This window comes from Abiotrophia sp., from assembly GCF_057275535.1.
The window spans coordinates 1-12,181 of sequence record NZ_DBHIRJ010000002.1 but is presented as its reverse complement, the minus strand read 5'-3'; the positions used below and the strand labels follow the sequence as shown (position 1 = coordinate 12,181).

Here is a 12,181-nt window from a genome sequence, read left to right as displayed (position 1 = left end):
GGTGTCAATGAGCCGTGAGGAAAAAGCATTCCTCGCGGCTTCTTTGGTTATCTACGGTGAAAGTCTGGACGAACAAAGAAAAGACATCGAAAGAAAGAGGAGGTGAGTAAGTGGCCGGTATCAATACAGCGATTAGCCTTACGGACCGCATAACTGGGACACTCAATAAGGTAGCCAATACGCAAGAGCGCGTAGCTAGGTCTGCTGAAAGAATGAACCAAAACACGCGTAAAATCGCACCAGCGCAAATCGAAATGGGTAACTCCGCTCAGATGGCTGGCGGTAAAGTCGCGAATATGTGGGCCAAGTTCAAAGGATATGTCATTGCCCTGTTTGCTATACAGGCGGTCACTAGGGCGCTACGGGCGCTATTCGGGGCCTCCGATACTTTTTCTAGTATCCAGGCCAGGTTAAACCTCATAAATGACGGTTCGCAAACGACCGCTCAACTCAATGAAAAGATATACAGGACCGCGCAAAGGTCGCGAGCCGAGTATACAGCTATGGCGGCGTCAGTTGCCAAGCTAAACATGCTAACTAACGGAGTGTTCAAGAACAATGACGAATCTATCCGATTCTTAGAGTTGGTTAACAAGTCATTTACGGTTGCAGGTGCTAGTGCCGAGGAGCAAAAGAGCGCCATGCTTCAGTTGACCCAGGCTATGGCTAGTGGACGACTGCAAGGCGACGAGCTTCGGTCTATCTCCGAGAACTCGCCAATGATTTTACAAGCCATTGAAAAGTACGCCGGCATCAGCCGAGCGGAGCTTCGGAAAATGGCCGCCGAGGGCAAGATTACCTCGGAATTGATTAAAAACTCTATCTTTGCTGCTGCCGAGGATATCGAGAGTAAGTTCTCCAAAGTGCCAATGACCATTGGTCAGGCATGGACGACGTTCTTAAACTATCTCCAAATGAGATTGCAACCAGTATTCCAAATGCTCCAGGAAGCTCTGCGGTCTGACGAGTTTAAGCAATTCGCGGCGGCTGCTACAGTAGCGATTGACGCACTAGTTTGGAGCGTCATGTTCCTGGCTCAAATCCTTGGAATTGTATGGAATACAGTAGTTAGCATTTATCAATTCTTCGCTTCTAATTGGAGTACGATTGGACCGATTGTAACTGGTATCGCGGCTGCACTAGCGGTCGTATATGGATATATGCTAGCTATGCGGATAATCGAAGCTATTCGCGCTGCTTGGGAAGCCTTGAATACAACCGTTAAGGTATTCAACATGTTAGTTGCGGCTAACCCTATCGTGGCTATCGGCTTAATCGTCATAGCAATTCTGATTGGTATTTCAGTCGCTACTATCGGCGTCGGCGAGACAGTCGAGTTAGTATTCGGAATTATCGGCGCTGCCTTGTATGGTCTAGCAGCGTTAGCATTTAACATCTTTATCGCTATCTGGAATATCGTCGTGACGGTGGTCGAGGCCATTGTCAACGCCTTTATCATGGGGGTTGATTTCATCAAGACGCTTTGGTGGGGCTTCTTAGTCGTCATAGGCACGATAGCCGAGACGATTGCTAACATCTTTATCGACGTCATTAACTTCTTGCTTGAGAAGTGGAACGACTTCGGCCATGGAATGAACCAACTCTGGTACAACATAGGCAAAGGCGTCGCGAAGATGGCAGAGGCTGCTGGCGGTGTCGTTGACGGTCTTATTAACGCTGTTCTTGGTGGTATCGAGGACATGATTAACAAGGCTATCGGCGGTATCAATGGCATGATTGAAGCGGTCAATAAGATACCTGGCGTCAATATTGGCGCTCTAACCAACGTATCGCTTGGGCGGTCTAGTATCGCTAGCTCTGCTAAGGCATGGGGCGACGCCATGGCTGCACCGGTCAAAGGGGCAGCTGCTAAGCTAGAGCGTATGCAAGGCATTGCTAAAGGCCTAGCTGGTGACAAGCCACAAGGCTCTCAATTATGGACCGCCCCAAGAGGCTCATTCGCCGACATTGGTTCTGCGGTCACTGACGGTTACAATGCCGGTAAAGGCTTTGGTAAAGGTATTGTTAATGGCGTCCAAGGTATCTTGGACAAGGTCAATAACGCCATGAATATCGGTGCTCACAACCCACTTAACCCAGGCGACCCTGGACTCGGTGGGGTCGGTGGTGCGACACCATTTGACCCTTCAATGCTCGGTGGTGGAAATGGCAAAGGTCCTAAAGGCGGTAAGCTTGACAAGGTCGACGAAGTTGGCTTGTCTGACGAGTACATGAAGCTGATAAAAGATGTGGCCGAGATGAAATGGCAACAGAACTTTATCACGATTAAGCCAGAAATCGTCAATAACCTTGAGGTTAAAGACGATAGAGACACGCAAGACTTTATTGCGAAGTTCAACGACCAACTGCTTGACGCGGTCGAGAACCAAGCAAGCGGTCTGCTTCATAACTAAAGGAGGTAGACCATGAAACTTTACATTAAAGGCGAGGACGGAACACTCTTTGAGTTACCTGTCCTGCCTGAAGAAATCTCGATTGACGAGAACCAAAAGATAGAGACCGTTGAGGTGTTGAGTGCCGGGGAAATTCCTATCCCAGGCTATCAAAGCCTTGTGACGTTCTCTATCACGTCATTCTTGCCAACTGTTAAAGACGGTAACTACATTTCCAATGGCGTCGACGCTTTGACGATCATTGACAAGCTACGACGTTGGAAGAAGTCAAATACACCGGTGAGGGTCGTCCTCACTGGTATGTTTGGCGCCAACATGAAGAACGCCAACGTGAACGAACTATATTTGATTACCGACTTTAAGACGTCCTCATCGTTTGGTTACGAGACGGACATCAAGTACACAATCAAGTTCTTGGAGTGGAAGAAGCTGGCGCCTCGTAAGCTCGAAGTGCCTAAGCCTAAGCCAACGGAGCCGGAGAAGAAACCACCTGCGGTCGTAACTCCTCCGCAACCTCAAAGACCGGCAACTACTCCACCTAAGCCGAAAGAGGCGCCTAAACGCTATCACACTGTGGTATGGGGCGATTGCCTATGGATGATAGCACGCAAGTATTATGGCGACGGTTCGCAATGGCGAAAAATCTATGAGGCGAATAAGTCCAAGATTAAGAATCCTCACTGGATCTATCCTGGACAGGTGTTCTTAATACCATGAGTGCCTTAGAGAAAATCGCCTTAATCGTCCAAAACATCAACGGTGGCGACATCTACGACTTGGCGCCTGTCACTAAGACAGTCAACTGGAAGACCAAGCGAAAGGGCGCGCCAGCTAGCCTAGAAATAGAGCTAGTGACGGACATAGCCTTTGACTATGGCTCTGTTATCGTCTACCAAGCCGACTCAACTAACCTATTTGCTGGTAAGTTGTTTAAGGTCAAGAGAGCCAAGCAGAACCAAGTGACGTTAGTCTTTTACGACCAGCTAAAGTATCTGCTCCGCAATAACTCTTACGTCATCAAGGACAAGACATTAGCAGACGTCGTTAAGATGATAGCAAATGATTATAGCCTGGACGTCGGCGCGCTCAATGCGCCCAACATCAAGCTGCCAACTCTGCTCAAAGAGGACAAATCAGCCATTGACATTATCCAAGAGTGCCAAGACCAGACCATCATCAACACTGGCCGCATGACAGTGTTCTGGGATGACGTTGGCAAGCTAAGACTCGATATGCCGGAAAACATGAGAATACGGACCGTCCTAGCAGACGCGTCGATTATCTCTGACTTCTCATGGGAAGGCTCAATCGAGGACTCTGCTAACCTGGTAAAACTGGTCCAAGAGAACAAGCAAGCCGGTCGACGTGACGTCTATATCCAGTACGACTCGAACCTTCAAAAAAAGTGGGGTATTCTCCAATTTTATAAAAAGGTCGACGAAAAAATGAATGAGGCACAGATTAAGCAAATGGCCGAAATGTACCTCAAGCTAAAGTCCAAGCCTAGCGAGACGGTTACACTATCGTTTTCAGTTGGCGACTATGACTTTAGAGCCGGTCGAGCAGTCTATGTGGACGTAAAGGAAATCAATCTCCATGGTTGGTATCTCTTAGACGAGGTCAACCACAAGGTAGACGCTACCGGTCATAGCATGGAGTGCAAGCTATTTATACCGAGAGAGGGGGCTAGCTAATGGCAGATTTTGATATCGAGCTTATTAAGAAACTCATTGAAAAAACTATCGCCAACATGCAGCCGGCGACAATGGCGACTGGGACGGTTGTTAGTATCAATCCTCCGAAAATAGCGATTGACAACAAGAACAATCTTGTTATCCCAGAGGAACTATTCACTATCACTTGGGGAGGTAAGCTAACCTCCGAGTATCTGAACAAGAAAGTATTCATGTTCCGACAAGACGGAGGGGGCCATTACTATGTATTTAGTGGTGGTTATGAGTATCAGAAGATAGGCCAGACGCTCTACGGTAACTTAGGCACGACCGTTAACTTTGACGTGCCAGACCGCCTCAAATTCATGGAACAAATGATTCGGCTCTGCGTTAAGTACGCGCGCAACCTCAAAGCCTCGGTATCTATCGCCCAGGCTATGCTTGAGAGTGGCCTAAGCCCAACAAACAAAGGTAGTGGCCTAGCCCTCAAGTATAATAACTGGTTCGGTATCAAGGCCGGCAGTTCTTGGACTGGTAAAGTGACTAATCTATCCACGCAAGAGGACAACGGAAGCGGTGGCCTGTACACGATACAAGCCGGTTTCCGGTGGTATGACTCTATGGAAGATTCTGTCAAAGACCACGAAGCTATCTTTGACTCTGCCTGGGCCAAGAGCCATTATGCTCGCGTGCTATCCGCTACGACAGCAGAGGCTCAATGCTATGGCCTACAAGGCACTTACGCTACCGACACAGCCTACGCCGGCAAGTTGATTAGGATAATTAACTCCTACGACCTCAAGAAGTTTGACGACCTCAAGCCAGCCAATGCTACAGGCACTAACGAAAAGCTAGAGGCTATGATTGGTTGGTTCCAATCGAAGTTGGGCAAGGTGTCCTATTCCATGGCCGCTCGTGGCGGTCCGTACTCTTATGATTGCTCTAGTGCGGTGTTCAGTGCCATGAAGCATGCCGGTATCGTGCCGGCCGGTACCCCATTAGGCTCGACTGAAACGCTATTCGGTATGCGTGGCAGATTGCTCAAGGAGATTAGCCGGTCAGAGGTCCGCCGAGGCGATATCTTCGTTTCTGGCGTACCTGGCTATTCTTCGTATGCTGCCGGTCATACTGGCGTATTTATCGACAATCAGAGAATTATCCACTGCACCTATTCTAAGAATGGTATTGCAATCACTCCGGCCGCCGGTTGGATGGGGTCGCCACCTCACTATTACCGGTTGCAGATTTAGGAGGTGCACAATGACAAATGACATTAATCGATTGCTAAGTCAAGTGACTGAAGTAATCACCGAAAAGCCAATAGAACCGTCGCTTACGCTCGACGAGACCAATATCTACCGCGAGATAGACGGGCTAGAGGCATTGAAGCAAACAATCAATCATATCTTAACCACAGAGCGGTATTCGTTATCTATTTACGATCACAGATACGGAGTCGAGTTCGACCAGTACATAGGCCAGCCAATGGACTTTGTAAAGGCCGATATCAACCGCATAATCAAAGAGGCGCTTATGGAGGACGACCGAATTAACGACGTCCATAGCTTCGAGCATGAAGTCAAAGGCTCCGAATTGCATGTGTCCTTTGTGGTTGAGAGCAAACTAGGAACATTGAACGGGGAGGTGCAACTTGCTAAAGATTAAGACTTATGACGAAATCATGGCGGACGTCCTGGCGCGATTTCCGGACAAGTACGACAAGCGTCAAGGCTCCGTCTTATGGAACCTATGCGCGCCTCTAGCGCAAGAACTAGCCATCCAATACGCGCAACTAGAGGACATGGAGCGCCAATTCTTCCTAGATACGTCAGAGGGCGACTTCTTGACGCGTCTAGCGGCCCAGTTCGGCGTGACTCGCTTGCCGGCTACTTCGGCTATTCGAGAGGTCCACTTCCAAGAACCCGTGCCGATTGGTACTCGTTTTTCCGTCGTGGATAGCACGCACAACTTCCGCGTATTAGAGCGCAAGCCAAGTGGCGAATACCTGCTTATTGCAGAGACGCCAGGCAAGGAGGCTAATGGCGTGGACGGTTCGCTTATCAATATTGACGTACTCCAGGAGTTTTCCGGCGCCATTTTAGGCAACGTGGTCGTACCTGGTGAGGATATCGAAAGCGACGACGCCTTGAGGGTACGAGCCACCAAGTACATTAAGACGCCTACTCTTAATGGTAACCTGTCCCAGTACGAAAAATGGGCCGACGAGTTCGAGGGCGTTGGCTCCGTATTTATGCAGCCACTACATGCCGGACCGAACACGCTCAAGCTATCCATTACTAATGCCAATGGCGAGGAAGCTAGCGCAGAGTTAGTTAAGAGGTTCCAAGACTTCCTAGATCCAGAGCCAAAAGGTCACGGTAAGGGTGTCGCGCCAATCGGTGCTTATGTAACGGTCCAAAGCGTCCGGACACAGGAAGTTACGATTGCAGCGGACATCAAAATTAAGGATGACGCCGAGATTGAGGTTATTAAAGCAGATGCCACTAAAGCACTTGCTAACTATCTCAAGACTGAGGCCTTCCAAGAAAAAGAAGTCCGAAGCTACAAGGTTGCTACTATCATTGATAGAGTCCATGGCGTTAAAGACGTCGATAACTTGTTAATCAATGGCACAACCAGCTCTGTCGAATTACCTGTTGAAATTCTGCCGAAATTAAGAGAGGTGACTCTGAATGTCAGATAGCAAATTAGTCAAGGATAGAATGCTAAATGCTAGCCCTATCCAAGACGAAAAAGTAGAGGCTCTAATCATGGCTCAAGTGCCGGAGGCAGAGCTTATCACTGACATTATCGAAGCCGAGCAAACACTCTTGTTTCTGCCATATGCAGACGAGGGACATATCGACCGATGGGAAAAATCTCTAAGCCTCAAGGCGGTATCTAATGACCTTGAGGAGCGACGACGGTATTTAATTACAATGATTAGCTCTAAGCTCAAGGTATCGACTGATACCTTGGCAGAGCTATCACAGAGCTTTACAGGCGTACAATCGCTTGTGTCCGTCGAAGGCTCAAACGTTAAAGTACGGTTCCTTGGAGAGCTGCCGAAGGTCTCGCTTAATCGATTTACCAACTATCTTAAAGCGGTCATCCCAGCTCACTTAAACGTCGGTATCAATGTAGAAGCACCAATGCTAGCGCCAGTATTCATTGTGGCCTCGATACCTTACCACGAAACAACACTTAAATTTAACTAGAAAGGAGCTAATCAATGAGTAAATATTTTATTCAACCGGTCGTGACTAACGCCGGTCGTGCCGCTCTAGCCAAGGCTCTAGCAGCTAAAGAGCCTATTACATTTACGCGCATGGGCATTGGTACTGGCCGAAAGACTGAAAAAATCGAGGCCATTACTGCCTTGGCCTCCGAGAAAATGTCTTTGCCTGTATCTCAAGTCAAAGCGCCTCAACTGTACGATTTTAGAGTAGCCGGACGGCTTACTAACTTCGAGGCCGAAGAAGAGTTTACCGTTACCGAAATCGGTATTTTTGCCAAGGTCGGCAACGAGCCGGAAGTGCTCTATATGTACACAAGCGCCGAGGCCGGCGACCTCATTCCTAAAAGTAGGGAGGCTATCCTGGTCCGCGACTACGAGTTCAACGTCCGTATTTCAAGCAACGGCGAGGCGAAAGTGACTTACATTCCGTCAACATCCACATTGGCTAAGAAGTCCGAGGTCAATGAGGTTAAAGAGGCGCTAGAAGACTTTAAGGAAGAAGTCTTTATGAAAGTGGATGGAGAGGCTCTTAAGTCCAAAGCTGCCAACATCGAATCCTCTATCAACGAGCACAAGCTCAAAAAAGATAACCCTCACGGAGTTACCAAGGTACAAGTTGGATTAGGAAACGTGACAAACGTTCAACAAGCGCCAAAGACAGAGTTTGACATGCACAAGAACGACACGAATATACATGTCACCACACAAGACAAGGCCAACTGGAACGGTAAGATTAGCAAGCCTGACTTTGACGCTCATAAGACTAACTATAATAACCCGCATGTTGTAACTAAGGCACAAGTTGGATTAGGTAATGTCGACAACGTTAAGCAGGCTAGCAAAGTGGAATTTGACGCTCACAATAGCGACAATAACCGTCACGTTACGACTGCCGAGAAAGCAACTTGGAATAGTAAGGCTAGCGGTGTGCACTCACACCCGACAAGTCAAATCACAGGCTTAGACACTAAGCTAGCTGGCTATGACGGCCACCTTGGCAACAAGAACAACCCTCATGGCGTCACAAAGGCACAGGTAGGTTTGAACAATGTGGACAATGTCAAACAGGCTCCAAAGACCGACTTTGACGCGCTTAAGGCCGATTACGATGTAAAGGTGCCTTCTCTTAACCAATACCGCATCAATACCGGTAGTGCTGCTAGATATGAATGTCCAAAAGGCACTGATTTAGCAACATTCCTCAAAGGTTCAACTGTGCCAAATGGTTTGTACGTAATTAAAGACCTTAACACTAACCGATATCTGCGGGTAGTTAAGCAGGACTCGTCCAACATCTATTGTGACTCGATTCTCGGAGACGGTCATTACATCTATGTGATCGCCAATGGGCAAACATTAGGGTGGCAACAAGACGGGCCTGTTTCAGGCGAAAACAGCAATGGTAACTGGACTAAGTTCCCAGACGGAACTTTGATTTGCTGGGGCCTGCCTCGTATTGATTATGGTGGTGCAGTCTACTCACCAATCAATACGATCACATTCCCTATGGCTTTTGCTAAGCATCCAGGTATTAGCATTACACCTTACCTATCGCCAGCATCCGAGTCATTTAAGCGACTCCCTGGCGTCAACATTGTGGACCAGAACCTGAGAAACTTCAGCTTCACAGTCGGAGACAATGCCGGTGGACGTGCTGGGTCTTATATGTGGGCTTACTGGATTGCTGTTGGGAGGTGGAAATAATGAAGATTAGATTTACGGAGCAAATTGGCAATGGCGAGCGTGTTTCCTACGAGATTAACAACGCGCATGTCCTAAAGGTCTCTATCGCCTTACCAGGGCAAGAGACGAGCGTCCAATTTATTGATTTATCCAAGATTGACCTGGATAAAAAGTGGTACTGCTCGGAGTTAATCCAATCGGTCGAGAAGGTCGGTGACGACATTGGCGTGACCTTGGTCCACATCATGACCGAAACGGACGAACCGCTCGATAAGGCCATGACTGAATGGCATGAGCCAAGAACTTCAGATTTTGTTATCGACCAACCTATCGTCGAACTGCAAGGTCAAACCCAAGGACAAGATGATTTAGCTAATCAAGAACTCGTGACAGTCGAGGAAATGAAGAAACAGATCGCCATTGCAGTAGCTAAGGCGACTAAAGAAATCTACGCGACTGTTAGCTCGATGATTGGAGATGACGGCGATAATGAAGCAACTCGTTAAGCCTCTCTCCCTACTACTCACCGGATATTTAATTGGAAAGGGGGTGAATAAAATGGCTAAACACCGCAAGAAATACCGCTTCACAGCGGACAGCGAGGTTGTTAAGTTTTGGGTCTTTGCTATCAAAACAGGTCAAGCGACCATGGATGATGTGCCAGACACATTGAACCTGATTGATCTTGTTGCTTCTATCCTTAAATTGGAAGAAGTAATCGAGCCTGAAGGCGAACAACCTAACATCTAATTACTGAGGGGCCAATATGGCCCCTTTTAATTTTGAAGGAAGTGATTATTTGAATGAAGATGACAGAGCTAACCGCGCTCATAGGGGCGTGTATGGCGGCTCTTAAAGTTATTTGGGATATGGTCCAATCTAACCGAAACCTATCCAATCAAATATCAGAAGTTTTGAAGCGTATGAGTACGCTAGAGTCAAACCAACAAGAATTACATCGAGTCGGACAGGCTAATAGCTTAGGTAATCGCAATCTTACGCGATATCGTATTAGACAGGAGATGCTAAAGGCGATTCGCCAAGGGTATGAGACCTACGATAACTTCCAGGAGGTTGTGAATCTAGTCGATGGATATCACGCCGCAGGAGGAAACGGAGCAATCGACGCCTTGTTTGACGAGTATAAAAAATTACCTAGGAAGGAAGCGTGAATATTATGAATATCAACTGGAAATTACGTTTGCAGCACAAGTCTTTTTGGGTCGCTTTAATCGGCCTTTTGGTTATCTTAAGCCAACAATTAGGCATTAAATTCTTGCCGGACAACGTGGCGGATATTACCAACACTATCTTAGCTATTGGCGTCTTGGTCGGTGTTATCACAGACCCAACTACTGCCGGCCTTGGTGATAGCAACCAGGCGCTAGGCTATGACAAGCCAAAGGAGGATAACTAATGGCTAACTCGTTTATCGAGCAAATCGCGCCATTGGTACAAAAATATCCGTCTAAGATTTTCAACAGCATTACGATTGCCCAGGCATGCCTTGAGTCTGCCTGGGGCCAATCTGACTTGGCGCGAGGCGGAAATAACTTATTCGGTATCAAGGCTAGCGCGCCTTGGACAGGACCGGTATTCAACAAGGATAGCCTGGAGGAGCGGTCTGGCGTACTCAAGCCGGAGAACTCCGACTTTCGTTCTTACGCCTCTATTGAGGAATCTATCGCGGACCATGCTAGCTTTTTTGAGAGTACTCCGTACCGTAAGGACTACTATAAAAAAGTCCTCAACGCAACAACGCCGGAGGAGCAAGCGCGCGCTCTTACAGGCACTTACGCCACAGATTCACGCTATGGCGAGAAGCTCATTAAATTTATTAACGATTACGACCTGAAGCAATACGACGAGGCAAAGCCGGCCGTTGCGCCACAGGTCCAAGGAGGTTATACAACTATGCCAACTATTTTATTTGTAGCCGGTCATGGCGAAAAGCCAGACGGTAATTTCGACACAGGGGCCATTGGCTATATCGCACGAGGCGAGCATAAATACATGGAGGATATCTTCTTTCCGGCCATTAAAAACGCTCTGCCAAGCGGTGCTAATGTAGCGTTCTTCTCTGAACACGACTGCTACACTTATGGCGATATCGCCAACCAAGCGGCTAAATATGGCTCTGATACCATTGTAGTTGAGTGCCATTATGACGCGGCTAATAGCAGCAGTGCGACCGGCGGCCATGTCATTGTCTATAAAGGTTTTGACCCAGACGAGTATGACATTAAGCTCCGCGACGCATTGGCCGAAACTATCGGAGTATTTCCTTATAACCATAAAGGCTACAAAGGTATCTCCGGACGCGACGACCTCGCCAATGCTAACCGGACCGCTAACTCTGGCACTAACTGGCGCCTAATCGAGCTTGGTTTTGGTACTAACCCAGACGACGCGGACTACATGATGAACCATGCGGACGAGTTGGCCGGCGCTATCGTTAAGCACTTGCTCGGCTCTGCTGCCTCAACTGCAGAAAAGCAACCTACTGGTTGGATCAGCAAAATCGAGAATGGCATCAAGCGTTGGTGGTTCCGGAATGAGGACGGCAGTTACAAAAAGTCCGAGTGGTACGAGGAATATGGCAACGACTATTACTTTGACGAGGAAGGTTGGGCCGCTCAAGACGGAGTTAAGGAGATCAAAGGTAAGAAGTACCACTTCAAGCCTAACTGCGTAATGTCTACCGGTTGGGTTAAGATTGACGGCAAGTGGTATCACTTCAACGGGCGTGACGGTTACATGGAAACTAAGACAATGGTAGAGGGTAAAGACGGCCGCCTCTATTACTTAACCGAGGACGGTTCTATGTTGTCTAATACCGACGTCAAAGTTGCCGAGGACGGTTCTCTAATCGAGTCTGCGACCGGCAAGCCAATCGGCACAATGTAGGTCCCTTAAAACAGACCAATCTTAATAAGTCCAGTATTCCGGACTCTTTTTATGACATCACCCCTGGGCTTCGGCCTGGGGGTCTTTTTTATTTTCACTTCTTGACCCCATTTTGACCCCTGAAATTTAGAAAGAGGTCAGAATGGGGTCTTTTTTTGCGCAATATGAATAATAGGAATAACGTAAAATAGCCAATGCTATTTATTCGGCATTTATGGTATACTATAGGTAGATAAAGATGGGAAGGAGATGAGGCCATGCACGCT

At 47.8% G+C, this 12,181-nt stretch carries 13 protein-coding genes; all 13 read left to right on the top strand.

Annotated features, from left to right (window positions below):
• Window positions 1–110: 110 nt before the first annotated feature.
• The 13 genes from ACO53F_RS01365 to ACO53F_RS01305 are packed head-to-tail and all read left to right on the top strand — an operon-like array spanning window position 111 to window position 11,915.
• Complete coding sequence (locus ACO53F_RS01365; RefSeq protein WP_485137022.1) at window positions 111–2,414, top strand: tape measure protein; 2,304 nt, start codon at window positions 111–113, stop codon at window positions 2,412–2,414.
• A gap of 12 nt (window positions 2,415–2,426) precedes the next feature.
• Window positions 2,427–3,131, top strand: coding sequence for a LysM peptidoglycan-binding domain-containing protein (locus tag ACO53F_RS01360; RefSeq protein ID WP_485137021.1), 705 nt, complete (start codon window positions 2,427–2,429; stop codon window positions 3,129–3,131).
• Entirely contained in the window at window positions 3,128–4,108 is a 981-nt protein-coding gene (locus tag ACO53F_RS01355; protein ID WP_485137020.1) for an XkdQ/YqbQ family protein, read from the top strand. Before ACO53F_RS01360 ends, ACO53F_RS01355 begins: the two co-directional genes overlap by 4 nt.
• On the top strand, window positions 4,108–5,337 hold the full coding sequence (locus ACO53F_RS01350; protein WP_485137019.1) for a peptidoglycan amidohydrolase family protein: 1,230 nt from the start codon (window positions 4,108–4,110) through the stop codon (window positions 5,335–5,337). The genes ACO53F_RS01355 and ACO53F_RS01350 overlap by 1 nt, the downstream gene beginning before the upstream one ends.
• A 10-nt stretch (window positions 5,338–5,347) precedes the next feature.
• Window positions 5,348–5,752, top strand: a complete 405-nt coding sequence (locus ACO53F_RS01345; protein WP_485137018.1) for a DUF2634 domain-containing protein — start codon at window positions 5,348–5,350, stop codon at window positions 5,750–5,752.
• The gene (locus ACO53F_RS01340; protein WP_485137017.1) at window positions 5,739–6,791 is read left to right on the top strand and encodes a baseplate J/gp47 family protein; all 1,053 of its coding nucleotides are present in this window, start codon (window positions 5,739–5,741) and stop codon (window positions 6,789–6,791) included. Before ACO53F_RS01345 ends, ACO53F_RS01340 begins: the two co-directional genes overlap by 14 nt.
• Complete coding sequence (locus ACO53F_RS01335) at window positions 6,781–7,305, top strand: hypothetical protein (RefSeq protein ID WP_485137016.1); 525 nt, start codon at window positions 6,781–6,783, stop codon at window positions 7,303–7,305. The genes ACO53F_RS01340 and ACO53F_RS01335 overlap by 11 nt, the downstream gene beginning before the upstream one ends.
• 14 nt (window positions 7,306–7,319) lie before the next feature.
• Window positions 7,320–9,029 carry a gp53-like domain-containing protein gene (locus ACO53F_RS01330; protein ID WP_485137015.1) on the top strand — a complete coding sequence of 570 codons (1,710 nt, stop codon included), beginning with the start codon at window positions 7,320–7,322 and terminating at the stop codon, window positions 9,027–9,029.
• Window positions 9,029–9,514: a hypothetical protein gene (locus tag ACO53F_RS01325; protein ID WP_485137014.1), complete on the top strand. Its 486-nt coding sequence runs from the start codon at window positions 9,029–9,031 to the stop codon at window positions 9,512–9,514. The genes ACO53F_RS01330 and ACO53F_RS01325 overlap by 1 nt, the downstream gene beginning before the upstream one ends.
• Before the next feature lie 52 nt (window positions 9,515–9,566).
• A complete protein-coding gene (locus tag ACO53F_RS01320) occupies window positions 9,567–9,758 on the top strand; it encodes a hypothetical protein (RefSeq protein ID WP_485137013.1) in 192 nt (63 codons plus the stop codon).
• Window positions 9,759–9,811: 53 nt separating this feature from the next.
• Entirely contained in the window at window positions 9,812–10,180 is a 369-nt protein-coding gene (locus tag ACO53F_RS01315; RefSeq protein ID WP_485137012.1) for a hypothetical protein, read from the top strand.
• A gap of 5 nt (window positions 10,181–10,185) precedes the next feature.
• The gene (locus ACO53F_RS01310; RefSeq protein ID WP_485137188.1) at window positions 10,186–10,425 is read left to right on the top strand and encodes a phage holin; all 240 of its coding nucleotides are present in this window, start codon (window positions 10,186–10,188) and stop codon (window positions 10,423–10,425) included.
• Window positions 10,425–11,915: a glucosaminidase domain-containing protein gene (locus ACO53F_RS01305; RefSeq protein ID WP_485137011.1), complete on the top strand. Its 1,491-nt coding sequence runs from the start codon at window positions 10,425–10,427 to the stop codon at window positions 11,913–11,915. The genes ACO53F_RS01310 and ACO53F_RS01305 overlap by 1 nt, the downstream gene beginning before the upstream one ends.
• Window positions 11,916–12,181 lie beyond the last annotated feature (266 nt).